This window comes from uncultured Devosia sp., from assembly GCF_964244875.1.
Classification (GTDB): Bacteria; Pseudomonadota; Alphaproteobacteria; order Rhizobiales; family Devosiaceae; genus Devosia.
Genome location: NZ_CAXTKA010000015.1, coordinates 17655 through 43376 on the forward strand (window position 1 = coordinate 17655; position 25722 = coordinate 43376).

Genomic DNA, 25722 nt, shown 5'->3' on the forward strand with positions numbered 1-25722 from the left:
GGGCTGCGGGCCAGCCAAAGGCTAAAGATTTATGATTAATTTCCTCTTACGTGGTTTTACCCAGGGGTTTTGCCGGAACGGGCGGTTGTTGCGTAACAGGGCGTTAATCGGCGTTCTGTAGCTTCCCCGTACAAGTCGTTGTCCGACTTTGGAGGGGGAGGGAAGCAGCGCCCGGACCGCCGCGCCTGCGCGGTCGCTCCGGCCATCGAAAGTGTTCGAGCGCGCTGTACCCTGCCGCCGGCGGGAGCCTATCGCATGAAATTTCTGTCGCAGCTGAGGATTTCCCAAAAATTGCCGATGGCGCTGATCGGCATGGCGCTCGCCGTAGGCGTGGGGATCGGCATCGCGGGGTACCTGATCAGCCTGTCCACGGTCCAGGCACAGCGCGAGCAGGCGATGCAGGCCTCGGTGGTCAGCGCCACCAGCATGCTGGTCGCTTACTTCGACACGGTCGAGGTGGATTTGCGCCTGTTCACGCAGCGCGCGGATACGGTCACGGCGCTGGAAAACCTGACGCGCTCCTATGGCGAAATGAAGAGCGGGCTCGGCGAGGGTGCCGCGGCGCAGTTCCAGAAGGCCTATGTCACCGACAATCCCGATCCGGCGGCGCGCTGGCTGCTGGATACTTCGGGTGGGTTGGCGGCGAGCTACGATACGCAGCACAAGCGCTATCATCCGGGCTTTCGCGCGCTGATGCTGGAGCGCGGCTACAGCGACGTGCTGCTGTTCGACCTCGAGAGCGAGCTGGTCTATTCCACCGCCAAAAATCCCGATTTCGCGCTCAGTTTTGCCACCGATACAGCCATGGTGCAGACGAGCCTTGCCAAGCTGGTGCTGGCGGCACAGGTCTTGCCGGCGGGCACGGCCGCGTTTGCCGATTTTTCGCCCTATGCGCCGATCGGTGGCCAGCCGGCCAGTTTCATGGCGATGCCGATCTACAAGGCGGACGCCGTGGTGGGGGTCATGGCGCTGGAAATCCTGTCGCCGGCAATCAGCCAGCGGGTGTCGCAGATCGATGGGCTGGGCGATACGGGGGAAGTGGTGATCGTGGGCGCCGATGGGTTGCTGCGCTCGGAGTCCAAATTTTCCGAAAACGCCGATGTGCTGCAAACCGCGTTCACCTCGCCGGTCGTGACGACGGCGCTGGGCGGGGCGATGGCGAGCGGTTCGGGGACCGGCTATCGCGACACCGCCATGGTGCTGTCGGCCAGCCCGATCAACGTGGATGGCGTCACCTGGGCGGTGACGGCGGTGCAGGCGGAGGCCGAGGTGCTGGCGCCGGTCACGCAGATGCGCAATACGATGATCGCTGTCGGGGCGATCCTGCTGGTGGGGGCAGCGCTGCTGTCCTTTGGGTTCGCGCGTTCGGTCAGCCGGCCGATCAGCCGCCTGACAGGCACGATGGAAGCGCTGGCGCAGGGCGATCTGAATGTCGCGGTGCATGGCGCCGACGGTCGGGACGAGCTGGGCGCGATGGCGCGCGCGGTGGAAGTGTTTCGCGAGAACGGCCAGAAAGTGGCGCAGATGACCGAGGCGGAAGCCGCCCAGATCATTCGCGCCCAGTCCGATCGTGCCGCGATGATGCAGGCGCTGCAACTGGCGTTCGGCGAAGTGGTGGATGCGGCCATCGCCGGGGATTTCAGCAAGCGGGTGCAGGCCGAATTTCCCGATGACGAGCTCAACAGCCTGGCCGGGTCGGTCAACAACCTGGTCGAGACGGTCGATCGCGGGCTGGGTGAAACCGGGCAGGTGCTGGCGGCGCTGGCCAATACCGACCTGACGCGTCGCATGGCGGGAAACTATCAGGGGGCGTTCGCCCAGCTCAAGCACGATACCAATGCGGTGGCCGACAAGCTGGCCGATATCGTGGCGCAATTGCGCGAAACCTCGGGCTCGCTCAAGACCGCGACCGGGGAAATCCTGGCGGGCGCCAACGATTTGAGCGAACGCACCACCAAGCAGGCGGCGACGATCGAGCAGACCTCGGCGGCGATGGACCAGCTGGCCGCGACGGTGATGCAGAATGCCGAGCGGGCGCGCGGGGCGAGCACCGTGGCATCGGGGGTCACCAAGACTGCCGAAGAGGGTGGCCAGGTGATGGGGCAGGCGACGGCGGCGATGGAGCGAATCACCCAGTCGTCGGGCAAGATCTCCAATATCATCGGGCTGATCGACGATATCGCCTTCCAGACGAACCTGCTGGCGCTGAACGCGTCGGTGGAAGCGGCGCGGGCGGGGGATGCGGGCAAGGGCTTTGCCGTGGTTGCCGTCGAAGTGCGGCGGCTGGCGCAGTCGGCGGCCAGCGCCTCGGCGGACGTCAAGGCCTTGATCGAGCAGAGCGCCAACGAGGTCCGGGGCGGCTCCAAGCTGGTCAGCGACGCCGCGAGCAAGCTGGAGTCCATGCTGGTTGCAGCGCGGTCGTCCAACGAGTTGATGGGCAGCATCGCCAAGGACAGCCAGGAGCAGGCGTCCTCGATCGAGGAGGTCAATACCGCGGTGCGCGTCATGGACGAGATGACCCAGCACAATGCGGCCCTGGTGGAACAGATCAATGCGGCGATCGAGCAGACCGAGGCGCAGGCGAGCGAGCTCGATCGGATCGTGGATATCTTTGCCCTCGAAGATGCCCAGAGGGCGGTAGCGCCGATGGCCGAGGCGGTGCGGCTCGCGCCGGTCAAGGCATTGGCACAAGGCGCGCGGGGGTTGCAGGACAAGCTCAAGACGGCGGCCCGCTCCTATCTCAGCCACGGCAATGCCGCGGTGGACAAGGACTGGAGCGAGTTCTAGGCGGCTTGTTACAGTGCCGAACACTGCAAGAAGGGCGCTCCGGCGCCCTTTTTTATGGCCAGGCGCTCCGGCGCTTATGCTTTACCCGGCCTTAAGGGGAAGTTGGTAAAGCAACAGGGCGTGCTCGATTGGACGGTCGGACAGGCATTCAGCAGCGCCCGGATACCCCTCGGGGCGCCGGCATGTCCCTTAACGTTTTATCCGGAGCCGTCCTTTGTCCAGGCTTTTTATCGGCAGCATCGCGCGTCGGTTGTATACGCTGATCTTCATCTTTGCCGTCGGTTTTGCGGGCGTGCTGGCCTACCAGCTTTATACGCTGCGCGAAAACCTGGACACGTTCAAACGCACGGAACTGCAAAGCGTGGTGCAGGCGGCGACCAGCATTGCCCAGAACTACTATGATCGCGGGCAGGCCGGCGAATTCAGCGATGCCGAGGCGCAGCGCCTGGCGCTGGAATCGCTGCGCGGATTTCGCTACCAGGGGCAGGAATACGTGTTTGTCGACAGCTTCGACATGATCAACGTGATGCACCCGACCAAGCCGGAAAAGCAGGGCAGCAATCGCGCCATCGAAGCCGATAGCCGCGGCAAGCTCTACATCAAGGAAATGATCGGCAACGCCATCGCCAATGGCTCCACCTTCGTGACCTATCTGTTCAAGGACCCCAAGGGCGGCGAGTTCGACAAGCTGAGCTATGCGCAGGCCTTCACGCCGTGGCGCTGGACCATTGCCTCGGGCGTGCTGACCACGCAGGTGGACGCAATCTTCATGCAGGCAGCGCTGATCAGCGGGGCGATCGCGCTGGGGGTGACGCTGCTGCTGCTGGCGATCGGGGTGCTGATCTCACGCAGCATCAGCAAGCCGATCGCCCGGCTCAATGCCAATATGGTGGCGCTGTCGCACGACCAGTTTGATATCGAGCTCAAGGGACAGGACCGCCAGGACGAAATCGGCGACATGGTGCGCGCAGTCGAGGTGTTCCGCGAGAACGGCTTGCGGATCAGCCAGATGACCGAAGCGGAAGCCGCGCGGATTATTGCCGATCAGGCCAGCCGGCAGGCGATGATGGGCGACCTGCAGAACGCCTTTGGGCAGGTGGTGGACGCGGCGGTCGCCGGCGATTTCACTCGGAGGGTGGATGTGGAATTCCCCGATCCCGAACTCAATGGCCTGGCCGCCAGCGTCAACAATCTGGTCGCTACCTTTCATCGCGGCGTCAGCGAAATCGGTAAGGTGCTGGGGGCCATGGCCCAGACCGATCTGACGCTGCGCATGCAGGAGACTTACGAAGGCGCCTTCGCCACGCTCAAGGACGACACCAATGCGGTGGCCGACAAGCTGACCGAGGTGGTGAGCCAGTTGCGCGGGACATCGCGCACGCTCAAGACCGCGACCGGGGAAATCCTGTCGGGCGCCAATGACCTGAGCGAGCGCACCACCAAGCAGGCGGCAACGATCGAGGAAACCTCGGCAACAATGGAGCAACTGGCCGCCACGGTGCTGCAGAATGCCGATCGGGCGCGCGATGCCAGCGCCAATGCGGGGGCCGTGACCCGGACCGCCGAGGAGGGCGGCCAGGTGATGGACGCGGCAACCGCGGCCATGGAGCGGATCACCCAGAGCTCGGCCAAGATTTCCAACATCATCGGCATGATCGACGATATCGCCTTCCAGACGAACCTTTTGGCGCTCAATGCTTCGGTGGAAGCGGCGCGGGCCGGCGATGCGGGCAAGGGCTTTGCCGTGGTCGCGGTGGAAGTGCGGCGGCTGGCGCAATCGGCGGCCAGCGCTTCGGCGGACGTCAAGGTTCTGATCGAGCAATCGGCCAATGAAGTCAAATCCGGCTCGCGCCTCGTCGGCGACGCATCAGGCAAGCTCAAGGCCATGCTGGAGGCGGTGCGCGGCAATAACGGGCTGCTGGAATCGATCGCGCGCGAAAGCCGCGAGCAGGCCTCGGCCATCGAAGAGGTCAATACGGCCGTGCGCACCATGGACGAGATGACCCAGCACAATGCGGCCCTGGTGGAACAAACCAATGCGGCGATCGAGCAGACCGAAGCGCAGGCAAGCGAGCTCGATCGGATCGTGGATGTGTTCGTCATCAGGGATGTGGAGGCGCCGGTGCGCGCAGCGGTCGAGCCGGTGTTGCCCGCCGGGCGTGGCGTGCGTGGCCTGCAGGAGCGGCTGCGCGCCACCGCCAAGGTCTATGCAACCCATGGCAATGCGGCGATCGACAAGGATTGGTCCGAGTTCTAGTTCGCAGTTCAGGGTGGGGACGCTTGGCCCCAGGGCTATCTTGCACCCACTCCCGCCCCATGGTTCAACCTCCCAAACACCGGAGCACCCCAGATGGCGCGCATTGGCCTGGTCGCCCATGATGACAAGAAGGACGAGATGGTGGCCTGGGCAGAGGCCAATCACCAGCACTTGAGCCAGCACGAACTGTGGGGCACCGGCACCACGGGCGGCCGGGTGATGGCGGCGACGGGGCTGGCGGTGAGCCTGCTCAAAAGCGGGCCCCTGGGCGGGGACCAGCAATTGGGGGCGATGATCGCCGAGGGACGGCTGGACGTCCTCATCTTCTTCATCGATCCGCTCTCGGCGCAGCCGCACGATGTCGACGTCAAAGCGTTGACGCGGCTGGCGACGCTCTACGATGTGCTATGCGCCTTCAACAAACCCACGGCGGATGCGGTTCTGGCTGTGGTTTGACCGTTTGGTCAAGGTTGACCCTCAGCCCCGGTTGTGTGCAGATGCGCGCCAATGGCCCGCGGCAAAGCAGGGCCAATTGGCATTCAGGAACCGGGACGGAATTTGGTGTCCTCCGACGCAGTCATCGACGTTCGCAACGTCTCCAAACGCTTTGGCGGGCTGACCGCCGTCAACGATTGCTCGCTGGCGGTCCGGCGCGGCTCGATCACCGGGCTGATCGGGCCCAATGGCGCGGGCAAATCCACGCTGTTCAACATGGTCGCCGGCAATATCGTGCCCGATTCGGGGCAGGTGATCTTTGATGGCGAAGATGTGACCGGGCTCAAGCCGCACCAGTTGTTTCGCACCGGCATGTTGCGAACTTTCCAGATCGCCCATGAATTCTCCAATATGACGGCGCTGGAAAACCTGATGATGGTGCCGGGCGACCAGGAGGGCGAGTATCTGGCCAATGCCTGGTTCCGGCCGGGCCTGGTCAAGTCGCGCGAGACCGCCGTGCGCAAAAAGGCGCTGGACGTAATCGATTTCCTCAAGCTGGGTCATGTGCGCAACGAGCTCGCCGGCAATCTGTCGGGCGGGCAGAAGAAGCTGCTGGAATTGGGGCGTACCATGATGGTGGACGCCAAGGTGGTGCTGCTCGACGAGGTGGCGGCGGGCGTCAACAAGACCTTGCTGCAGGACCTGGCGGCCAATATCGAGCGCATGAACAGGGAGCTCGGCTATACGTTCTTCGTCATCGAACACGACATGGACCTGATCGGGCGGTTGTGCGATCCGGTGATCGTGATGGCGCAGGGCGAAAAGATCGCCGAGGGTCCGATGAGCGAAATTCGCGCCAATGCGGCGATCGTCGAGGCCTATTTCGGCTCGCCCGTCGAGGCCGCGTAATGGCATTGATCGAGCTTAAGCATGTGGTGGGCGGCTATGGCGGCGCGCCGATCCTCAACGGCGTGGACATGGCCATCGAGCAGTCCGATATCGGGGTGATCGTGGGGCCGAACGGGGCCGGCAAGTCGACGACGCTCAAGGCGATTTTCGGGCTGCTCAAGGTCACCGGTGGAACGATCGCGTTCGGCGGCGAGAACATCGCCAATTCCCTGCCCGACCGGCTGGTGCCCAAGGGGCTCAGCTTCGTGCCGCAGGAAAAGAACGTCTTTACCTCGATGAGCGTGGAAGAAAACCTGGAAATGGGGGCGTTTACCCGCCGGGACGATTTTTCCGAGACCATGGAATGGGTCTATGAAATGTTTCCGGTGCTGGCGGAAAAGCGGCGCCAGCCGGCGGGCGAACTGTCGGGCGGGCAGCGCCAGATGGTGGCGATGGGCCGGGCGCTGATGAGCAAGCCGAAACTGCTGATGCTGGACGAGCCGTCGGCGGGCTTGTCGCCGCGCTATGTGATCGAGATTTTCGAGACCATCGTGCGCGTCAACCAGGAAGGCGTCGGCATCCTGATGGTGGAGCAGAATGCGCGCCAGGCGCTGGCCGTCGCCTCGCGCGGCTTCGTGCTCGCGGGCGGACAGAACCGGTTCACCGGCACCGGCGCCGAACTGATCGCCGACCCCGAAGTCGCCAAAAGCTTTTTGGGAGGGTGAGGATGGAACGCACTTGCGCAAACCAAAGCGCCCCCTCATCCGGCGCTGCGCGCCACCTTCTCCCACGAGGGGAGAAGGGGTCGACTAAAAGTTTTCGGCTCTATTCCCTTCTCCCCTCGTGGGCGAAGGTGCCCGAAGGGCGGATGAGGGGGCCTGTGACGCAGGCACGGCATTTGCGAGTTGATGCATGACCGAACTGATCTTCTTCATCAACCAGGTGGTGATCGCCGGCGCCGTGCTGGGCTCGATCTATGCCTTGGGCGCCATCGGCATCACGCTGGTGTTCGGCATTTTGCGCTTTGCCCACTTTGCCCATTCCGAGCTGATGACCGGCGGGGCGTTCATCGCGTTTTTGCTGGCGACGCTGTGCGCGGCTTGGGGGATCGTTACGCCGATTCCCACCGGCTTTGTGGTGCTACCGATCGCCATGGTGCTGGGGGCCGTGTTAGCGTTGGGCATCGACAAGGGCTTTTATGCGCCGTTGCGCAAGCGCGGGGCCAAGCCGGTGACCCTGCTGATCGCCTCGATCGGGGTGACGCTGATGATCCAGGGTTTGATCCGGCTGTTTTTCGGCTCGGGCAGCTATTCGTTTTTCGAGACCGAAACCAAGGACGTGTTTCGCATCGACATGACCGCCTTGGGCTCGACCCGTCCGCTGGTGTTCACCGAGCCGCAGGTGCTGATGGTGGTGGTGACTGTCGTCGCGGTGGTGGCGCTGCATCTGTTTTTGACGCGCTCACGATTGGGCAAGGCCATGCGCGCCATGGCCGACAATGCCGACCTGGCGCAGGTATCGGGCATCAATACGGCGCTGGTGGTGCGGGTGACCTGGGTGATTGCGGGGGCGCTGGCCTGCATGGCCGGCACCATGCTGGCGCTGGACGTAACGCTGAAGCCCGATCTGGCGTTCAACATCATCCTGCCGATCTTTGCGGCGGCCATCGTGGGCGGGCTGGGGCAGGCCTATGGCGCCGTCGCGGGGGGGCTGCTGATCGGCTTTGCCGAAACCATCGCCGTGTTCAATTGGGGTCTGGTGCTGCGGCCGCTGAATGCGGCGCTGCCCGAATGGCTGCAATTGCCGGCAACGCTGACGCTGGTGCCCACCGAATACAAGCTGACCGTCGCCTTCGTCATCCTGGTGGTCACGCTTCTGGTGCGGCCGACGGGGATCTTCAAGGGAGCTTCGTCGTGATCACGCGTTCCCTAAGCCTGTTTGGCGGCCTGTTCGTGCTGATCCTGCTGATCGGCTGGTTCCTGGGCGTGCCGTTTACCTCCAGCCGGCTGGTGGAGGCGGCAGCCTATGCGCTGATCGCCATGGGGCTCAATATCCAGTGGGGCTATGGCGGGCTGTTCAATTTCGGCATCATGGGCTTCATGATGCTGGGCGGCATGGCGGTGACCTTCATCTCCTATCCGGTCAATCCGCAGTTCTGGGGTTCGGACGGGCCCTGGATGCTGGGACGGGCGCTGATCGCATTCGGGGCGGCGGCGCTGCTGGTGGTGGGCGCGCAGCAGAGCCATCGCGTGGGCGTCACCGGACGCTGGAAAATGGGGTTGATCGCCCTGGCCTGGTTCGTGGGCTATTGCGTCTATCGCAGCCAGATCGATCCGGCAGCGGCCTATATCGAGTCCGATCCGGGCGGCAAGTGGGTTGGTGGCCTGGGTGCGCATCCGGTGCTGGGCTGGATCTTCGGGGGGGTGCTGGCGGCGGGCGTGGCCTATATCGTGGGCAAGATCTGTCTCGGGCTGCGTACCGATTACCTGGCGATCGCCACGATCGGGATTTCCGAAATCATCCGGGCGCTGATCAAGAACATGGATTGGCTGACGCGCGGCACGCTGACCGTGTCGCCGATCCCCTGGCCGACGCCGCTGCCGCAGGCCTACCAGGCGGGCGGCCTGGACGGACAGGGCGCGCTGCTGCTGGCGCGGGGCGGGTTTCTCGCATTGGTGCTGGTGTTTTTCGCGGTGGCGATGGTGCTGATTTCGCGCGCCTATGCGGGCCCCTGGGGGCGCATGATGCGGGCCATTCGCGACAATCATGTCTCGGCCGCCTCGATGGGCAAGAACGTGACGGCGCGGCAGCTGGAAATCTTCGTTTTCGGCTCGGTGATGATGGGGATCGGCGGGGCGATCCTGGTCAGCTTCGTGCAGATTTCGGACCCGTCGGGCTACCAGCCGATCAACCATACTTTCCTGATCTGGGTCATGGTGATCGTGGGCGGTGCGGGTAACAATTGGGGCGCGGTGTTCGGAGCGGTGCTGATCTGGCTGGTGTGGATCATTTCTGATCCGCTGGCGCAATTGCTGTTCAACGCCATCAGCCACTGGTCGGGCCAGATCGGCTGGGGCGAAATCCCCGATATCCAGTCGCGTGCCTCGCAGATGCGCATTTTCGTGCTGGGTGCGGTGATTACGGTGGCGCTACGGTTCGCGCCCAAGGGGCTGATCCCGGAGGTGGTGAGACGCGAGGGATAGGGCAATATCTCCAAATGTCGTGCGTGGCGCACCCCCTCCCTCCTCCCCCTTGATGGGGGAGGAGGGAGGGGGTGACCATTTAGCCCCAATGCTTCGGTTCTAGGCGCCCATGCCGCGCAGCAGTGCCAAAATGGCCCGGGGCAGGTCCCGCTCTGGAACCGGCCGAGTGCCGGCAAATTCGGCGCGTTCCAGCACGCGGGCGGTGGCGGGCGACGGGAAGGCGGCGGGCCATAGGCCGACCACAAAAATGGCGATGGTGTGGAAGACCCATTGTGCATCGGCCAGTGATAATTTGGGCAGGGCGCGGACCAGTGCCGGGGGAAGTAGCTCGAACTGGGCGAGAATGGCGCGCTTGTGGAGGGCGATGGCGTCCTCGGAGATGTTTTGTTCCAGCACGCTCGAGAGCATGCTGAGCAGCTTGCAATAGCGCGGGCGGGCGAGAAATTCCGTCGAGATCGTGGCCGAGACGGCGCCGACAAAGCCTGGCGTCAGCCCGTCGAGCCGCTCCAGCAGGGCCGCGACAAAGGCTGCCTGTTCGCGCAGCAGCAGGGCCAGCAGCACCTCTTCGCGGCTTTCAAAATAGCGGTAGATGTTGGACTTGGTGAAGCCCGCCCGCGCGGCGATGGCATTGAGACCCGCACCGGCGGGGCCCTGCTCATCAAACAGCGCCGTGGCCGCCGCGATCAGGGTTTCGCGGCGGACGGTCTTTTGTTCGGGTTGGCGGGCGCGTTGGAAGACGCTCACGGCGAAGTCTCCGCTGAGAGCCAGGCTCTGAGGCAGCAGAGGTGTCGGCGTTCGCCAGAACTGTCAAGCGGCGACGGGACCGGCGGCGTAATGCAGGCCGGTCAACTGCTCGGAAACCTCCCAGAGACGGCGCGCCAGTGCGTCGTCATTGGCAAGGTCGGGGACCTTGGCGCGAACCGGTGCGCCTTTGAGAGCCATGAAGCCGTCGGGTCCATAATAGTCGAGCGGCCGGACGTCGGGAGCGACGGCGGCGCGGATCGTCGGCAGAGCGCCGGCGCTGGCGTCATTGGAGGCGACGCGCATGAGCAGGCTGGTCATGATGCCCGCAATGCCGGTGATCTTACCCGGACCGTTGGCGATGAGGTCGGTGCGGGCAAAACCGGGATGGGCCGCGGTGCTCAGCAGTTTCCAGCCATTGGCATCGCTGCGGCGCTGCAATTCGCGGGCAAACAGCAGATTGGCGAGCTTGGACTGGCCGTAGGCGGGCCAGGGGCGGTAATGGCGCTGGGCCTGCAGGTCGTCGAAATCGATCTTGCCGTTGCGGGCAGCGATGCTGGACACGGTCACCACGCGCGCACCATGGGCCTGAACGAGCAGCGGCAGCAGATGGCCGGTCAAGGCAAAGTGGCCCAGGTGATTGGTGCCGAACTGCAGTTCGAAGCCATCCGAGGTGGTCTTGCGGGTGGGCGGGGTCATCACGCCGGCATTGTTGATCAAGAGGTCGAGGCGCTTGAATTGCCCGGTCATCCGCGTGCCGAAGGCCGCGATGGAGGCGAGATTGCCCAGGTCCAAAGCTTCAAAAGCAATGTTGGCCGCCGCATGGGCAGCGCGAATGCGGCGCAGGGCATCGGCGCCTTTTTCAGGGTTACGTCCGGCCAGGATTACCTGGGCACCGGCTTGTGCCAGCAGGCGCGCGGTTTCGTAGCCGAGCCCGCCGGTGGCGCCGGTGACGATGGCGGTGCGTCCGGTCTGGTCGGGAATGTCGGCGATGGTGAAAGACGTCATGACAGGCATCCTTGCTGATGGCGTTTCGGTCCGCAGATTAGCTAAGTGACCGACGGTCTGTAAATAGCGGTTTGCATTGCGGTTTCAAGATCGCGCCGCCGATCTGGCCGCATGAACCCAAAGCCAGTGCGTCGGCAACCCATCATAGCCGCCGCCATCCACTTCGGTTAGCTCCAGCCTTGCCCAATCGGCTGCGGCGCGGAAGTGGGCAAGTAGGGCTTGCGCGCTGGGATAATTATAGTAGCGGCCGAAGCCGTCGCGGCCTTCGCCATGGCCGGCCTTGAAGCTGGCGGCAAGCCGGCCGCCGGGGCGCAAAGCGCGGTGGATGCGAGCAATATCATCGGTCAGTTCGGTCGCCGGCGCATGCAATAGCGCTGCACTGGCCCAGATGCCGTCATAGGCGGCAACAGACTCAAGTTCGTTGAATGCCATGAGCAGAACGGGCTGGCCGAGCAGGGCCTGGGCCGCTGCTGCCAATTGGGGCGAAGCGTCGCTGGGCGTGACCGAAAAGCCGCGCGAGATCATGTAAGCGGCGTCCTGGCCGCCGCCGGTGCCCAATTCGAGCACCGCGCCGCCTGCGGGCAGGGCGCCGAGGAAACGGTTGAGCTGGTGCTGGTCGAGCCGGCGTTGGCGGCCGGCATAGGTTTGGGCGTTGTCGGCGTAAAAACGCAGGGTCTCGTCATCGACCATGATGGCTCCAATGAAAAGGCCCGGGATCGCTCCCGGGCCTTGGTGGTCCTGATGAGCTGGATCGCGTTACTCGATCGCGCCCTTCTCGACGAACTTGCCGCCTTCGACTTGCAGATAGACGATGGTGCCGGGCACGTCGCCGGCGGTGTCGAAGTCCAGCGGGCCGCCGGCGCCTTCATAGTCGATGTCGGTGCCGGCCTTGATCAGCTCGGCAGCCTTGGTCCATTCGCCGGGCAGCACCTTTTCGCCCGGAGCCGAGGCGACGTCCCGCAGGGCCGCCGAAAGACCGTCGCGCGAGGCCGAGCCGTTCTTTTCGACGGCAAGAGCCAGGAGGAAGGCGGCGTCATAGGCCTGGGGCGCGTAGGTTGCGGTGGGGTCCTGGCCGGCATCGGTGGCGAGCTTTGCATAGGTATCGGCGGACGCTCCGGCATAGGCGCCGGCGCGGGTGGCGATAAGGCCTTCGACAGAGGCGGCATCGATGCCGCTCAGCAGGTCGTCGCCCACCATGCCGTCACCGCCGATATAGGCAGTGAAATTGCCAGATTCGACGGCCTGGCGCAGCACGGTCTGGCCCGAGCCCGAGGCATAGGCCAGGATCACCAGGTTCTGCGAGGCGACCAGGTTGCCCAGTTCGGCGCGATAGTCCGACTTGCCGTCCTCGTGCGCGACATTGGCGGCGACGGTGCCGCCGCCGGCGGTGAAAGTGGCGGCGAAGACGTCGGCCAGGCCCTTGCCGTAGTCATTGTTGACATAGGTGATGGCGACATCCTTGACGCCACGCGCCAGGAGCAGGTCGGCCATCTTGACGCCCTGCAGCGAGTCGGCCGGGGTGGTGCGATAGACCAGGTCGTTGTCGGCAAGGGTGGTCAGCGCCGGGGCGCTGGCGGCGGGCGAGATCATCACGACGCCGCCGGGAATGGCCGCCGAATTGGCGCCGCCGATGGTGGCCCCGGTGCAGAAGGCGCCCATGATGCCGGTGACCTGGTCGGTATTGACCAGCTTGTCGGCGGCGGCGCTGGCGGCCGTCGCGTCGCAGGCGCTGTCGCCGACCACGGGCACGATCTTGCCGCCGCCCAGGATGCCGCCTTGGGCATTGACTTCATCGAAGGCCAGCTGCGCGCCGGCCACGATCGGGGGTGCGAGGCTTTCGATCGGGCCGGTCAGATCGGCCAGAATGCCGAGCTTGACGTCCTCGGCCAATGCCGGGGCGGCGATCGATAGCGTCGTGGCGGCGACGGCCAGCGTCAGGATAGATTTCAGATTGAGCATTGATGTCCCTCGTTATGGGTTGCTGCGTCGAGCGGCCTTGGCGGTCCTGTGTTCTGAACGCAACAACGATATGCCGGAGCGCGCGCTGCGCTCCGCTGGCGGAACTGTTGCATATTTGGCCGGTGGAAGTCACTGGCAATTGAGCCGGCCGGCGCGACCTCGTCGCTGTTGCTTAACGCGGCCGGTTTTTGCATAGAATGGGCGGCTTTGCGCAGGGGAGGCGTCGTGTGACCGGCCGGATTTTGGTGATCGTCGTGCTGGCATTGGTGGGCATGGCGCAACCGGTTCTGGCGCAGGTTACGGTACTGGACGGGGCGCAGGATGCCGTACCGGCGGCGCCGGCGCCGGTCTGCGGCACGCAGCCCATCGGGATCGCGCGCATGAGCTGGCCGTCGGCGGCGCTGCTGGCCGAAATCCATGCGCGCGTGCTGGCAAGCCAGTTCGGGTGCCAAACGCAGGTGGTGCCCGGCGACATGGCCGCCACCGGCTCCTCGATGGGCACGACGGGGCAGCCGGCGGTGGCGCCCGAATTGTGGATCGGGCGGATCGCCGATGTGTGGAACCCCGCGATCAAGGCGCAGATGGTGCGGCCCGCCGCGCCCAGCTATGCCCAGAGCGTGTTCGAGGGCTGGTTCGTGCCCGATTACCTGGCCGCAGCGCATCCCGAACTGAGCGCGGCGGCGGCGCTGCAGGCGGTGTTGCCGATACTGGCGGGCGGCGCCAAAATCCGTTTCATCTCCTGCCCCGTGGATTGGGGGTGTTCGCTGATCAACCGCAATCTGATCGCGGCGCTGGGATTGACCGATCTGGTCAATATCGTCGAGCCGGCCAATCGCTTCGAGATGGACACGCTGATCGCCGAAGCGGTCAGCCGGCAGGAGCCGTTCGTGTTTTACTACTGGCAGCCCAATGCGGTGCTGGCGCAACTGGCGTTTGCCGCTGTCGATCTGGGCGCCTATGACGCGCAGGCGCTGCAATGCCTGGCGCGGGTGGCGTGTGCCGATCCGGTGCCGTCCTCGTTTGCCCCCGAAAGCGTCGTCGTGGCGCTGGCGGAGCAGGTTTATGCCGACAGCCCGATCATTGCCGCCTATTTCGGGCGCAGCTCCCTGCCGCTCAGCGACATGAACGCGCTGCTGGCCCAGCTCAACGCGCCGGGTGCCAGTGTGGAAAGCGTGGCGGACCGGTTCGTTCGCGACCGGGCGGACGTATGGAAGGTCTGGGTGGGTGCCACTGTGCCTTAGCCGTGGGTAATGCCCGGTTAAGCCTAACGGCAACGGCCGCTCTGCCGATATCAAACCGTCACAGGGCCCCGATAAGCTTTGCGATCCTTTGCGCAATCAACGCTTAACTCCCTGACAGATCGTATTTATTTTCCGGCGTTTAGGTCATGTTCACGCTTGGCCGCCATAGTCGGGATGAAGGCCGCGCGCCTTTGTGTGTTTCGGTGGCTCGATGCGTAAAATTCCCACCTTGTTCAAGATTCTTGATGGCTACCGCCGGTTTTCGCTGGTGGCGGCACTGGCCATATTGGGGGTTATCGGGCTGTGCCTGGCCGGGCTGGCGTCGGAGATGCTGGCGGGCGAACGGGTCTCGCTCTGGTTCGTCCTGATCATCGCGATCATGGCCAGCATGCTTGTCGGTCTGCGGCTCGGCTATGGGAGCCTGGCCGCCAGCATCGACACCGCCGAGCATGCCAATCGGGCGGTGCTGGCCTCGGTCAACCGGGATGCGCTGACGGGGGCCTTCAGCCGATCCTATTTCATCGCGCAGATGCGCAGCCATGTCTATCACGGCTCGCTCGAAGCTATGGGCTATATGCAGCTCGACATGGACAATCTCAAGGTGCTCAACGACAGCCATGGACACAGCGCGGGCGACGCGGCATTGACCCATCTGGTCAGGACCATTACCGCGCTGGTGCCGACCGCCATCGTTGGGCGGCTGGGCGGGGATGAATTCGGCATCGCCATTCCGGCTCATGACAACAAGCCGGCACTGCGCCGGCTGGGCGAGCAATTGCTGCGCGAACTGGACCGGCCGGTGCTGATCGGAGGACGGCCGGTGGCGCTGTCGGCAACCATCGGCATTGCCCTGGCGCCGGCCGATGCCAGCGAAGCGGGCGATCTGATCTCCAAGGCCGACCTGGCGCTGTACAAGGGCAAGCGGGCCGGCCGGCACAGCGTGGTGGCGTTCGATGCCGACATGCTGGGCGACGAGCGGCATCGGCGGTTCGTCGAGCGCGAACTGCGCGCCGCCCTGTTGCTGGACGAGCTGGAGTTGCACTACCAGCCGGTGTTCATCGCCGATGGCCGCACGGTCAGGTCCTATGAGGCGCTGGTGCGCTGGCAGCACAAGGTGCGCGGCACGATCGCGCCGGGCGCCTTCATCGCCATCGCCGAGCAGAGCGAACTGATCGACAAGCTGGGCGAGTGGGTGTTGCGGCGGGCGTGCCTGGACTTGCCGGAGCTGGGAGTGCCGGTCGCGGTCAATGTGTCGCCGGCGCAGTTGCGGCGCCCCGAATTCGCGCGCCGCTTTGCCGCCATCCTGGCCGAGACCGGTACCGATCCGCACCGGCTGATCGTGGAGGTCACCGAGACGGTGCCGATGAGCGGCAAGGGGCAGGAGCAGGAACATCTCGATGCCCTGCGCCAGACGGGTGTGCGCATCGCCATCGACGATTTCGGGGCTGGGCATGCGAGCCTGCAATATCTGCGCGGCTTTGCCTTCGACATCATCAAGATCGACCGCACCTATGTCAGCAACATGGTGCGCAGCCGGATCGATTCGATGATCGTATCGGCCATCTGCGACATCGCCCGTTCGCTGCCGGTGGAGGTCATCGCCGAAGGGATCGAGACGGGCGAGCAATTGGCCATGCTGCAGCAGGCCGGCTGCACGGGGTTGCAGGGGTTCCTGCTGGGGCGACCGCTGCCGCTGGGCAAGCTGGCGCGGACCAAAACGGCGGTTGCGGCCTAGCGTTTTGATTCCGACGCGCCCGCCGGCCGGTCTGGCGATCGTCACGGTTGCTTCGGCGCCCGCCCGGTGGATATAAAGGGGTGGGCAAGCCTTTGTGGTGGCACGCGGGAGCAGTGAATTGGATTTGAAGCGGATCAACGATCGCATCACCGTATCGGGGCAGATCCTGCCCGAGGACGTCGCTTCGCTCAAGGCCGCCGGGTTTACCACCATCATCAACAATCGTCCCGACGACGAAACGCCGGACCAGCCGGCGGGGGCCGAGATCGAGGCCGCGGCCAAGGCGCAAGGCCTGCAATACCATGCGATCCCATTGGGTCGCGATGGGGTGTCTCCCGACATGGTGGAGAAGACCAAGGCTGCGCTCGAGGGGAGCACAGGCCCGGTTTTCGCGTTCTGCCGCTCGGGTACGCGCTCGACCACGCTGTGGGCCTTGTCCCAGGCGGGGCAGGCCGATGCCGGCGAGATCATTTCGGCGGCGGCGGCGGCCGGCTACGACATGAGCCATCTCGCGGGCCATCTCAGCCAGAAATAGTTCGCGAGGCGACGGTTGGACAGGCACGTGCCGCCGACCGCTGCACCTGATTTGAGCCGGGCTCTTAAAGCCCCCAGCACCCCTCCTGCTCGGACACGCATCGATGCCCATCAAGAAAATCCTGGTCGCCAACCGCTCCGAAATCGCCATTCGCGTGTTTCGCGCTGCCAATGAGCTGGGGCTCAAGACCGTCGCGGCCTTCGCCGAAGAGGACAAGCTGGCGCTGCACCGGTTCAAGGCCGACGAGGCCTATCTGATCGGGGTGGGCAAGGGGCCGGTCGAGGCTTACCTGCAGATCGAGGAATATATCCGCATTGCGCGCATTTCGGGCGCCGATGCGATCCATCCGGGCTATGGGCTGTTGTCGGAAAGCCCCGAATTCGTTGATGCCTGCGAGGATGCCGGCCTCGTCTTCATCGGGCCGCGCGCGCAGACCATGCGCGACCTGGGCAACAAGGTTGCGGCGCGCAACATGGCCATGGCCAGCAATGTGCCGGTGGTGCCGGCAACCGATGCGCTGCCGGACGATTCCGAGGCGATCAAGCAGCTGGCGGCCGGCATCGGCTACCCGCTGATGCTCAAGGCAAGCTGGGGCGGGGGCGGGCGCGGCATGCGCCGCATCATGGACGAAGGCGCGCTGCTGGCCGAGGTCAGCGAAGGCAAGCGCGAGGCCAAGGCGGCGTTCGGCAAGGACGAGATGTATCTCGAAAAGCTGGTCGAGCGAGCCCGCCATGTCGAGGTCCAACTGATCGGGGACGATCACGGCAACCTGGTGCATCTGTTCGAGCGCGACTGCTCGGTGCAAAGGCGCAACCAGAAGGTCGTGGAACGGGCGCCGGCGCCGTATCTGAGCGAAGCCGTGCGCAAGGAGTTGACCGACGCGGCGGTGCGGCTGGGCAATGCGGCCCGCTATCGGGGCGCCGGCACGGTGGAATTCCTGATGGATGCCGATACCGACAAATTCTACTTCATCGAGGTCAATCCGCGCATCCAGGTGGAGCATACCGTCACCGAAGAAGTGACCGGCATCGATATCGTCAAGGCGCAGATTCATCTGCTGGATGGAGCGGTGATCGGCACGCCCGAGTCGGGCGTGCCGCTGCAAGAGGATATCCATCTCAACGGCAATGCGATCCAGTGCCGGGTGACCACCGAGGATCCCGAACAGAACTTCATTCCCGATTATGGCCGCATCACCGCCTATCGTGGCGCCACCGGGTTCGGGGTGCGGCTCGATGGCGGCACGGCCTATGCCGGGGCGGTGATCACGCGGTTCTATGATCCGCTGCTGGAAAAGGTCACCTGCTGGGCGCCCACGGCCGAGGAGGCGATCGCGCGCATGCACCGTGCCTTGCGCGAATTCCGCATTCGCGGCGTATCGACCAATCTGGCGTTTCTCGAAAATATCATCACTCACCCCGATTTCCTGGGCAATCGCTATACGACGCGGTTCATCGACACGACGCCGGAATTGTTCAACTTCAAGCCGCGCAAGGATCGGGCGACCAAGCTGCTCAGCTATATCGCCGATGTGACGGTCAACGGGCATCCCGAGGTGCGCGACCGGCCGATGCCGCCGGCGGACGCCGCGCCGCCAGTGGTGCCGGTGTTCGAGCCGCTCAGCGTCAATGATGGCAGCCGGCAAATCCTCGAACGCGAGGGCCCCAAGGGCCTGGCCCGCTGGATGAAGGCGCAAAAGCGGGTGCTGTTCACCGATACGACGATGCGCGACGCGCATCAGAGCCTCCTGGCCACACGGATGCGCTCCTACGACATTACCCGCATCGCGCGGGCCTATTCGCGCGGGCTGCCGAACCTGTTCAGCCTGGAATGCTGGGGCGGGGCGACGTTCGACGTGGCGATGCGTTTTCTTAACGAAGACCCCTGGGAGCGGCTGGCCAAGGTGCGCGACGGGGCGCCCAATATCCTGACGCAGATGTTGCTGCGCGGCTCCAATGGCGTCGGCTACACCAATTATCCCGACAATGTGGTCAAGTTTTTCGTGGCGCAGGCGGCCAGAGGCGGCGTGGACGTGTTCCGCGTCTTCGATTGCCTCAATTGGGTGGAGAACATGCGCGTCTCGATCGACGCGGTGCTGGAGGCCAACAAGGTCGCTGAAGGGGTGATCTGCTATACCGGTGATCTGCTCGACCCCAACCGGGCCAAGTATGACCTCAAATATTATGTGGGCCTGGCCAAGGAGCTTGAGGCGGCCGGCAGCCATGTGCTCGGGCTCAAGGACATGGCGGGGCTGCTGCGGCCGGCGGCGGCGAAAAAGCTGATCGAGACGCTCAAGAGCGAAATCGACCTGCCGATCCATCTGCATACGCATGATACATCGGGCGTTGCCGGGGCGACGGTGCTGGCGGCGGTGGATGCGGGGGTCGACGCAGTGGACGCGGCGATGGACGCGTTATCGGGCACGACCAGCCAGCCGACACTGGGATCGCTGGTGGCGGCGCTGACCGATGGCGAGCGCGATCCGGGGCTCGACGCCAAGGCGATCCGGCAAATCTCGTTTTATTGGGAGGCGGTGCGCACGCAATATCGGGCCTTCGAGAGCGATCTGCGCAGCGGCGCCTCGGAAGTGTATCTCCATGAAATGCCGGGCGGGCAATTCACCAATCTCAAGGAGCAGGCGCGCTCGCTGGGCCTGGAAACGCGCTGGCACGAGGTGGCGCAGACCTATGCCGACGTCAACCAGATGTTCGGCGATATCGTCAAGGTGACGCCCAGCTCCAAGGTGGTGGGGGACATGGCGCTGGCCATGGTGTCGGCGGGGCTCAAACGGGCCGATGTCGAGGACCCGAACCGCGATATCGCGTTTCCCGACTCGGTGGTGGGGTTCTTTGCCGGCGATCTGGGCCAGCCACCGGGCGGGTTTCCCGAAGCGCTGCAAAAAAAGGTGCTCAAGGGGCGCGAGCCGATCACCGAGCGGCCGGGCTCGTATCTCGAGGATGTCGATCTCGAGGCGGAGCGCACCAAGGTCGCCGAAGAGATTGGTCACGATGTCGACGACTATCGCCTCGCCTCGCACCTGATGTATCCCAAGGTCTACTCGGACTTCGAAAAGACGCAGGATCGCTACGGCCCCACCGAGGTGCTGCCGACGCCGGTCTATTTCTATGGCCTCAGCGAAGGACAGGAACTGTTCGTCGATATCGAGAAGGGCAAGACGCTGGTCCTGCAATATCTCGGCCGCGCGCCGACCAATGAAAAGGGCGAAGTGCGGGTGTTTTTCGATCTCAATGGCCAGCCGCGCACCATCCTGGTGCCCGATCGGCTCAAGGTCGGCGATGTCAAGCTGCGCGCCAAGGCGGCCATTGGCGACGCCAAGCAGGTTGGCGCGCCGATGCCGGGGGTGATTTCGTCGCTGGCGGTCAAGCCGGGTCAGTCGGTGACGGCGGGCGACGTCTTGTGCTCGATCGAAGCGATGAAGATGGAAACGGCCATCCATGCCGAGGCCGATGGCGTGATCGCCGAAGTGCTGGTCAAGCCGGGCGACCAGATCGACGCGAAGGACTTGTTGGTGCGGTTCGAGTAGGCAGGGCGGACCAAACCCCCACCTAACCTCCCCCTGAAAGGGGGAGGAACCGCGTCGCGGTAGTAGCGAAATGCTGGTAGAAACACGAACCAGTTCCTCCCCCTAACAGGGGGAGGCTAAGTGGGGGTTGCTAGATACAGCCTAAAGTCGGCGGGCGCGGCCGTCGATGGTGTGGTCGTTGCGCTCGCCGGCGCGGGCGCGGGCCTTGACGCCGGTGACTTCGAGCGGCAGCAGCTTGACGAGCAGGCTCATCAGCATGGGTACGACCACGAAGTCGTCGAGCACGCCCAGGAACGGGATCACGTCGGGGATGAGGTCGATCGGGCTGATCAGGTACAGTGGCACCAGCAGCATTGCGGCCTTCAGGTGCAGCGGCGTTGCGGGATGGCGGAACGCCCGCCACAGGACGAGCAATTCCTTGCGAAACAGGAAGAACCGGCCGATGGTGAAACGGCCAAGCAGTGCCAAAGGCGAGAATGGGTTTTTCATGCCCAATAAATGGCCCATGGCCGAAATGGTTCAAGACCCTGGCGCAGAAAACTGGCGATGGCCCGGCAGGCCCCGGCACAGCTGTCATTGCACCGTCAGGCGCTTGCGATTACATCTTTGCCAAGCAAGAGGTAGAGTCATGGCAGGCCCGGCAGAGCGCAGGCGATCGGTGGGAGTGAATGTCGGCGGCGTCATGGTCGGCGGCGGCGCGCCCGTGGTCGTGCAATCGATGACCAATACCGATACCGCCGATATCGACGCGACGGTCAAGCAGGTCATGCAACTGGCGCGGGCCGGCTCGGAGATCGTGCGGATCACGGTGGATCGCGACGAGTCGGCGGCCGCCGTGCCGATCATCCGCGACCGGCTGGCCTTCATGGGCTATGACGTGCCGCTGGTCGGCGATTTCCACTATATCGGGCACAAGCTGCTCACCGACCATCCGGCCTGCGCCGAGGCGCTGGCGAAGTACCGGATCAATCCGGGCAATGTGGGCTTCAAGGCCAAGCGCGACACGCAGTTTTCGACGCTGATCGAGATCGCGCTCAAATACGACAAGCCGGTGCGCATCGGGGTCAATTGGGGCTCGCTCGACGAGGAATTGCTGACCCTGTTGATGGACCAGAATGCAGTTTCGGCGCAGCCGATGACGGCGGCGGCGGTGCAGCGCGAGGCGATCATCCAGTCGGCGCTGCTGAGTGCCCAGCGGGCCGAAGCGCTGGGCATGGGCCGCGACAAGATCATCCTTTCGACCAAGGTGAGCGACGTGCAGCACCTGATCGCGGTTTACCAGGACCTGGCGGCGCGCTGCGATTATGCGCTGCACCTGGGCCTCACCGAGGCGGGCATGGGCACCAAGGGCGTGGTGGCCTCGTCGGCGGCCATGGGCATCCTGTTGCAGCAGGGGATCGGCGACACCATCCGCATTTCGCTGACGCCCGAGCCGGGCGGCGACCGCACCACCGAGGTCAAGGTGGCGCAGGAATTGCTGCAGACCATGGGGTTCCGCCAGTTCCTCCCCGTGGTGGCGGCGTGCCCGGGTTGCGGGCGCACCACCTCGACGACGTTCCAGAGCCTGGCCAAGGATATCCAGGATCATCTCAGCGCCTCCATGCCGGAGTGGAAGGAGCGCTATCCCGGCGTCGAGACGCTGTCGGTGGCGGTGATGGGCTGCATCGTGAACGGGCCGGGCGAGAGCAAGCAGGCCAATATCGGCATTTCCCTGCCCGGCACGGGGGAGACACCAGCCGCGCCGGTGTTCGTCGACGGCCAGAAAGTCGCCACCTTGCGCGGCGCCGATGTGGCGGATCAGTTTAAGGTGATGGTGGCGGATTATATCGAACGCAAGTTCGGAGCAGGGCGTGAAGCGGCGGAATAGCGCCACGATCTTGTCTTGCCGAGAAGGCAGGCTATATTGCCGGCATGACCAAGCTCTTCGAACAAGCCGTTCGTCATGCCCGCAATTTGCCGGCTCCAGCCCAGGACGATCTGGCCCGCGTCCTGTTGCAGCTTTCCGGTGTCGATGCGCCAGCCTATGCGCTCTCTGCCGATGAAGCGGTAAGCCTAGCGCAGTCCTTGGCGCAAGCGTCTGCGGGACGTTCGCGAGCGAGAAGGAAATCGCCGCCATCTGGTCCAAGCACGGCCTGTGAAGCTTCGTTACACCCAGGCAAGCAGAGCGTGACACGACGGCCTTCTGACCTACATCGGGGGAGCGCTCGCCGCGAGGTGAGCTGCACGTGCAGAGCCGTCTCAAGTCCGTATTGAACTTGCTCGCTGATTTTCCCGCCATGGGACAGCGCACCACCAGCGGACAATTGCGTCGGTTGGTCGTGCCGCCGTTTCCGTATGTGATCTTTTATCAGATCGACGCCGAATTCATCACCGTTGTCGGCGTTCGACACGCGGCCCAGGATCCTAGATCCAATCCCAGTTAGGGCTCGGCCGGCCCCTGACACGCATCCACCCATTTGCCCCCGCACAATTCCGCCAACCGCTCCACGCTCAGCTTCACCGAGGTGTGCGTGTCGCCGCCGGCGGGGATGACCTCGTCGTAGGTCTTGAGGGACACGTCCAGATAGATCGGCAATGGCGCGGGCAGGCCGAAGGGGCAGACGCCGCCAACCTGGTGGCTGGTGAGGCGCAGCACGTCCTCGGCGTCCAGCATGCGAGGGCGGCCGCCAAAGGCAGCTTTGGATCTCTGGTTGTCGAGGCGGGCGTCGCCGCGGGTGACCAGCAGGAGGTCCTGGCCGCCGACGCGGATGCAAAGGGTCTTGGCGATCTGGCCGGGCGCCACGCCATGCGCGTCGGCGGCCAGCTGCACGGTGGCGGTCGAGGTCTCGGTGATCAGCACGTCGAGGTCGGGCGCACGGGCGGCAAGGTCGGCTTGGACGGATTGGCGGCTCATGGTGGCTCTCAGAACAGGTCGGCAAGGCGGGTTTCGTAGTTGAAGCGCGTCTGTTCGCGGATGGGCGTGGCCAGGGCGCGGCGCAGGAAAGCGGGGTCGATCTTGCGCGCGCCATCGAGTGCCATCAGTTCGCGCACCGTGATCCGCTCCCCGCCAAAGGGGTGATAGTCGAGTGGCATGCCGGTTTGGACGGCCCCGCCTGCCAGCACGCGGCAATAGGCGCCGGGGCGGCCGGCGCGATGGAAGCGCCGGACCCAGCCCGGATCGCCCATGCGGGCGGCAAAGGTCATGCAGGGGGTGCGGTGCCAGGTGACTTCGAGCAGGACCGGGCCGAGGGAGAAGCGATCGCCGATGGCGACGGTGGTGCCGTCCACTCCATCGATGGTGAGGTTTTCCCCGAAGGTGCCGGGCGCGATGGCGTGACCGAGCTCGTCTGCCCACCAATCATAGTCGGACTGGAAATAGAGATAGACGGCCTGCTCGGCACCGCCATGATGCTTGCGGTCGCAGATGGCGTCGCCGGCAAGGCCGAGCCGGTCGATCCGAGCGGTCGGAACCGGCGCCTTGACGATGCCGGTCAGCGACTTTAAGCCGGCAATGTGCCGGGCTTCCCCGATATTGACGCTCAAGAGGCTGGCCATGTCAGTGCTCCCGGCTGGCGAAGTAGCGGGCGGTGGCGCGCAGGCCATCGGCCTTGGGGCCAAAGGTGCGCAGCGCCGAAAGCGCGTCGTTGACGATGGCCAGCAGGTGCTGGCGCGCCTCGTCGACGCCGATGCGGGCGACCAGGGTCTGCTTGCCATGCGCCGCGTCCTTGCCGGTGGCCTTGCCCATCGCGGCTGCGGTAGCGGTAACGTCGAGCAGGTCGTCGGCCAGTTGGAAGGCGCGGCCGGCGGCTTCGGCATAGGCGGTCAGGGCCGACAGGGCCCGCGCGTCGGCATTGCCCAGGATGGCACCGATGCGCACGCTGGCGCGGATCAAAGCGCCGGTCTTCATGGACTGCATGATGGCGATATCGTCGCCCGAAAATCCGCCGCGCTCGCCTTCGATGTCGCGCATCTGCCCGCCAGCCATGCCGCCGGCGCCGCTGCCAGCCACCAGTTCGGTCACCAGCGCAATGCGAATGGCCGGGTCGGGATGGCAATCGGGGCTGGCCAAAAGGCCAAAGGCATGGGTCAGCAGCCCATCGCCGGCAAGGATGGCGGTGGCCTCGTCATAGGCCTTGTGCACCGTCGGACGGCCGCGGCGCAGATCGTCATCGTCCATGGCCGGGAGATCGTCGTGGATCAGCGAATAGCAATGCACGCTTTCCACCGCGAGCCCGGCCACTAGGGATCGCGCGGCGGGAACGCCAAAAATGGCGGCGGCCTGACGCACCAGCAGCGGGCGCAGCCGCTTGCCGCCCTTAAGGCTGCCATGGCGCATCGCGGCGACCAGCCGCTCGGCGGCCGGACCGGGAGCGGACAGCTGCTCGGCGGTCAGGACATTTTCCAACCCGGTTTCGACCTCGGCGGCACAGTTGGCGATGTCGGCGGCAAAATCATGCATGGCGATGTTGCTAGCGGTTCAGGATTGTGGCGGCAAGAGGAGGAAGGGGTTAGGAACGGGCAGACGGCGTGGGGATGGATTTTGGCGAGACGGCGCAAGGCACGCGGCTGGTGGAAATGGATGCGCCGTTTGGTCCTGGCTGCAGTCGGGATCGTCGCCATTCCGCTTGTGCTTACACCGATTTATCTGTTCGTCGATCCGGTTTCCGTGCCGATGCTGGAGCGCTATCTCACGGGCCGTCCGGTGGTGCGCGCGTGGCGCGATATCGACATGATTTCCGACCGGCTCAAGGCTGCCGTGATCATGAGCGAGGACGGGCAGTTCTGCCGGCATCCGGGCGTGGATTTCGCGGCCTTGCGCGACGAGATCGAGGACTTGAAGGATGGCAGGCCCGTGCGCGGGGCCTCGACCATTACCATGCAGGTGGCGCGCAACCTGTTTTTGTGGAATGGCCAGAGCGTGGTGCGCAAGGGGCTGGAATTGCCGCTGGCGCTTTATGTCGACCTGGTGCTGCCCAAGCGGCGGATCATGGAGATCTATCTCAACATTGCCGAATGGGGGCCGGTGGGGCAGTTCGGCGTGGCGGCGGGAGCGCGGGCGGCGTTCGGGATCGAGCCGCAAAACCTGGACTGGCGTACCGCAACATTGCTGGCGCGGGCACTGCCCAATCCGCTGCTGCGGCTGCCGGGGCAGCCATCGGCGGAGATGGTGCGGATTGCCGGGCTGATCGAGGACCGCGCCCGCCAGTATGGCGAACGGGCCGATTGCGTGGGCGAGGGCGGTCGGTTGAGGTTGTGATGCCTCGATCCGGCTCGCCCGCTGACCGGGCTTTTGACGGAAGGCCTCAGTCGACGCCTCACCCGGGCAGGGGGAGGATCAAGGTGGGGGTGCTCCAGCTCCGGTATCGGGGCTTTCGGACCCCCACCCAACCTCCCCCTAGCAGGGGAGGAG

The 25722-nt window shown here is 64.8% G+C and carries 22 protein-coding genes; 14 read left to right on the forward strand and 8 right to left on the reverse strand.

The window, feature by feature from the left end:
• The first annotated feature begins 255 nt into the window (after nt 1-255).
• From ACFE8X_RS15500 to ACFE8X_RS15530, 7 genes are all read left to right on the forward strand, one after another.
• Complete coding sequence (locus ACFE8X_RS15500; protein WP_375452399.1) at nt 256-2787, forward strand: methyl-accepting chemotaxis protein; 2532 nt, start codon at nt 256-258, stop codon at nt 2785-2787.
• Nucleotides 2788-3001: 214 nt separating this feature from the next.
• Nucleotides 3002-5044, forward strand: a complete 2043-nt coding sequence (locus ACFE8X_RS15505; RefSeq protein ID WP_375452400.1) for a methyl-accepting chemotaxis protein — start codon at nt 3002-3004, stop codon at nt 5042-5044.
• 93 nt (nt 5045-5137) lie between these two features.
• Complete coding sequence (locus ACFE8X_RS15510; protein ID WP_375452401.1) at nt 5138-5500, forward strand: methylglyoxal synthase; 363 nt, start codon at nt 5138-5140, stop codon at nt 5498-5500.
• Between the two features lie 105 nt (nt 5501-5605).
• The gene (locus ACFE8X_RS15515; RefSeq protein WP_375452402.1) at nt 5606-6388 is read left to right on the forward strand and encodes an ABC transporter ATP-binding protein; all 783 of its coding nucleotides are present in this window, start codon (nt 5606-5608) and stop codon (nt 6386-6388) included.
• Nucleotides 6388-7092, forward strand: coding sequence for an ABC transporter ATP-binding protein (locus tag ACFE8X_RS15520; protein ID WP_375452403.1), 705 nt, complete (start codon nt 6388-6390; stop codon nt 7090-7092). The genes ACFE8X_RS15515 and ACFE8X_RS15520 overlap by 1 nt, the downstream gene beginning before the upstream one ends.
• Before the next feature lie 187 nt (nt 7093-7279).
• Nucleotides 7280-8284 (forward strand): branched-chain amino acid ABC transporter permease, encoded by a 1005-nt coding sequence (locus tag ACFE8X_RS15525; protein WP_375452404.1) that lies wholly within the window; start codon nt 7280-7282, stop codon nt 8282-8284.
• Complete coding sequence (locus ACFE8X_RS15530; RefSeq protein ID WP_375452405.1) at nt 8281-9570, forward strand: branched-chain amino acid ABC transporter permease; 1290 nt, start codon at nt 8281-8283, stop codon at nt 9568-9570. Before ACFE8X_RS15525 ends, ACFE8X_RS15530 begins: the two co-directional genes overlap by 4 nt.
• A gap of 99 nt (nt 9571-9669) precedes the next feature.
• Here the strand turns inward: ACFE8X_RS15530 and ACFE8X_RS15535 are convergent, their stop codons facing one another.
• The 4 genes from ACFE8X_RS15535 to ACFE8X_RS15550 all read right to left on the reverse strand — a co-directional run bounded on the left by ACFE8X_RS15535 (nt 9670) and on the right by ACFE8X_RS15550 (nt 13278).
• Nucleotides 9670-10314 (reverse strand): TetR family transcriptional regulator, encoded by a 645-nt coding sequence (locus ACFE8X_RS15535; RefSeq protein ID WP_375452406.1) that lies wholly within the window; start codon nt 10312-10314, stop codon nt 9670-9672.
• A 63-nt stretch (nt 10315-10377) separates the two neighbouring features.
• Nucleotides 10378-11319 carry an oxidoreductase gene (locus ACFE8X_RS15540; protein ID WP_375452407.1) on the reverse strand — a complete coding sequence of 314 codons (942 nt, stop codon included), beginning with the start codon at nt 11317-11319 and terminating at the stop codon, nt 10378-10380.
• 84 nt (nt 11320-11403) lie between these two features.
• Nucleotides 11404-12009, reverse strand: a complete 606-nt coding sequence (locus ACFE8X_RS15545; RefSeq protein WP_375452408.1) for a class I SAM-dependent methyltransferase — start codon at nt 12007-12009, stop codon at nt 11404-11406.
• Nucleotides 12010-12075: 66 nt separating this feature from the next.
• Nucleotides 12076-13278 (reverse strand): ABC transporter substrate-binding protein, encoded by a 1203-nt coding sequence (locus tag ACFE8X_RS15550; protein ID WP_375452409.1) that lies wholly within the window; start codon nt 13276-13278, stop codon nt 12076-12078.
• A 227-nt stretch (nt 13279-13505) separates the two neighbouring features.
• Here ACFE8X_RS15550 and ACFE8X_RS15555 point away from each other — a divergent pair, with 227 nt between their 5' ends.
• From ACFE8X_RS15555 to pyc, 4 genes are all read left to right on the forward strand, one after another.
• Nucleotides 13506-14519: a glycine betaine ABC transporter substrate-binding protein gene (locus tag ACFE8X_RS15555; RefSeq protein WP_375452410.1), complete on the forward strand. Its 1014-nt coding sequence runs from the start codon at nt 13506-13508 to the stop codon at nt 14517-14519.
• 211 nt (nt 14520-14730) lie between these two features.
• On the forward strand, nt 14731-16254 hold the full coding sequence (locus tag ACFE8X_RS15560; RefSeq protein ID WP_375452411.1) for a putative bifunctional diguanylate cyclase/phosphodiesterase: 1524 nt from the start codon (nt 14731-14733) through the stop codon (nt 16252-16254).
• 118 nt (nt 16255-16372) lie between these two features.
• Nucleotides 16373-16789 carry a TIGR01244 family sulfur transferase gene (locus ACFE8X_RS15565; protein ID WP_375452412.1) on the forward strand — a complete coding sequence of 139 codons (417 nt, stop codon included), beginning with the start codon at nt 16373-16375 and terminating at the stop codon, nt 16787-16789.
• A gap of 103 nt (nt 16790-16892) precedes the next feature.
• A complete protein-coding gene (gene pyc / locus ACFE8X_RS15570) occupies nt 16893-20333 on the forward strand; it encodes a pyruvate carboxylase (RefSeq protein WP_375452413.1) in 3441 nt (1146 codons plus the stop codon).
• Nucleotides 20334-20474: 141 nt separating this feature from the next.
• Here pyc and ACFE8X_RS15575 read toward each other — a convergent pair whose 3' ends face one another.
• Nucleotides 20475-20822: a YkvA family protein gene (locus ACFE8X_RS15575; protein WP_375452414.1), complete on the reverse strand. Its 348-nt coding sequence runs from the start codon at nt 20820-20822 to the stop codon at nt 20475-20477.
• A 139-nt stretch (nt 20823-20961) separates the two neighbouring features.
• On the opposite strand from ACFE8X_RS15575, the gene ispG reads away from it, so the two are divergent.
• Both ispG and ACFE8X_RS15585 read left to right on the forward strand, forming a co-directional pair.
• Nucleotides 20962-22200 carry a flavodoxin-dependent (E)-4-hydroxy-3-methylbut-2-enyl-diphosphate synthase gene (ispG, locus tag ACFE8X_RS15580; RefSeq protein ID WP_375452415.1) on the forward strand — a complete coding sequence of 413 codons (1239 nt, stop codon included), beginning with the start codon at nt 20962-20964 and terminating at the stop codon, nt 22198-22200.
• Nucleotides 22201-22558: 358 nt separating this feature from the next.
• The gene (locus tag ACFE8X_RS15585; protein WP_375452416.1) at nt 22559-22756 is read left to right on the forward strand and encodes a type II toxin-antitoxin system RelE/ParE family toxin; all 198 of its coding nucleotides are present in this window, start codon (nt 22559-22561) and stop codon (nt 22754-22756) included.
• On the opposite strand, the gene ACFE8X_RS15590 is transcribed toward ACFE8X_RS15585, so the two are convergent.
• The 3 genes from ACFE8X_RS15590 to ACFE8X_RS15600 are packed head-to-tail and all read right to left on the reverse strand — an operon-like array spanning nt 22753 to nt 24771.
• Nucleotides 22753-23226, reverse strand: coding sequence for a YbaK/EbsC family protein (locus ACFE8X_RS15590; RefSeq protein ID WP_375452417.1), 474 nt, complete (start codon nt 23224-23226; stop codon nt 22753-22755). The two genes, ACFE8X_RS15585 and ACFE8X_RS15590, sit on opposite strands and share 4 nt — an antisense overlap.
• Nucleotides 23227-23234: 8 nt before the next feature.
• On the reverse strand, nt 23235-23867 hold the full coding sequence (locus ACFE8X_RS15595; protein ID WP_375452418.1) for an MOSC domain-containing protein: 633 nt from the start codon (nt 23865-23867) through the stop codon (nt 23235-23237).
• A gap of 1 nt (nt 23868) precedes the next feature.
• A complete protein-coding gene (locus tag ACFE8X_RS15600; protein ID WP_375452419.1) occupies nt 23869-24771 on the reverse strand; it encodes a polyprenyl synthetase family protein in 903 nt (300 codons plus the stop codon).
• A gap of 120 nt (nt 24772-24891) precedes the next feature.
• On the opposite strand from ACFE8X_RS15600, the gene ACFE8X_RS15605 reads away from it, so the two are divergent.
• Nucleotides 24892-25569 (forward strand): transglycosylase domain-containing protein, encoded by a 678-nt coding sequence (locus ACFE8X_RS15605; RefSeq protein WP_375452420.1) that lies wholly within the window; start codon nt 24892-24894, stop codon nt 25567-25569.
• Nucleotides 25570-25722 lie beyond the last annotated feature (153 nt).

What these genes read in the sequence shown, in the direction of transcription:
- ACFE8X_RS15550 (WP_375452409.1), bottom strand. Translation starts at nt 13,278, where the DNA reads ATGCTCAATCTGAAATCTATCCTGACGCTGGCCGTCGCCGCCACGACG.
- ACFE8X_RS15560 (WP_375452411.1), top strand. Translation starts at nt 14,731, where the DNA reads ATGCGTAAAATTCCCACCTTGTTCAAGATTCTTGATGGCTACCGCCGG.
- ispG (WP_375452415.1), top strand. Translation starts at nt 20,962, where the DNA reads ATGGCAGGCCCGGCAGAGCGCAGGCGATCGGTGGGAGTGAATGTCGGC.
- ACFE8X_RS15575 (WP_375452414.1), bottom strand. Translation starts at nt 20,822, where the DNA reads ATGAAAAACCCATTCTCGCCTTTGGCACTGCTTGGCCGTTTCACCATC.
- ACFE8X_RS15525 (WP_375452404.1), top strand. Translation starts at nt 7,280, where the DNA reads ATGACCGAACTGATCTTCTTCATCAACCAGGTGGTGATCGCCGGCGCC.
- ACFE8X_RS15500 (WP_375452399.1), top strand. Translation starts at nt 256, where the DNA reads ATGAAATTTCTGTCGCAGCTGAGGATTTCCCAAAAATTGCCGATGGCG.
- ACFE8X_RS15600 (WP_375452419.1), bottom strand. Translation starts at nt 24,771, where the DNA reads ATGCATGATTTTGCCGCCGACATCGCCAACTGTGCCGCCGAGGTCGAA.
- ACFE8X_RS15540 (WP_375452407.1), bottom strand. Translation starts at nt 11,319, where the DNA reads ATGACGTCTTTCACCATCGCCGACATTCCCGACCAGACCGGACGCACC.
- ACFE8X_RS15510 (WP_375452401.1), top strand. Translation starts at nt 5,138, where the DNA reads ATGGCGCGCATTGGCCTGGTCGCCCATGATGACAAGAAGGACGAGATG.
- ACFE8X_RS15520 (WP_375452403.1), top strand. Translation starts at nt 6,388, where the DNA reads ATGGCATTGATCGAGCTTAAGCATGTGGTGGGCGGCTATGGCGGCGCG.
- pyc (WP_375452413.1), top strand. Translation starts at nt 16,893, where the DNA reads ATGCCCATCAAGAAAATCCTGGTCGCCAACCGCTCCGAAATCGCCATT.
- ACFE8X_RS15545 (WP_375452408.1), bottom strand. Translation starts at nt 12,009, where the DNA reads ATGGTCGATGACGAGACCCTGCGTTTTTACGCCGACAACGCCCAAACC.
- ACFE8X_RS15590 (WP_375452417.1), bottom strand. Translation starts at nt 23,226, where the DNA reads ATGAGCCGCCAATCCGTCCAAGCCGACCTTGCCGCCCGTGCGCCCGAC.
- ACFE8X_RS15595 (WP_375452418.1), bottom strand. Translation starts at nt 23,867, where the DNA reads ATGGCCAGCCTCTTGAGCGTCAATATCGGGGAAGCCCGGCACATTGCC.
- ACFE8X_RS15605 (WP_375452420.1), top strand. Translation starts at nt 24,892, where the DNA reads ATGCGCCGTTTGGTCCTGGCTGCAGTCGGGATCGTCGCCATTCCGCTT.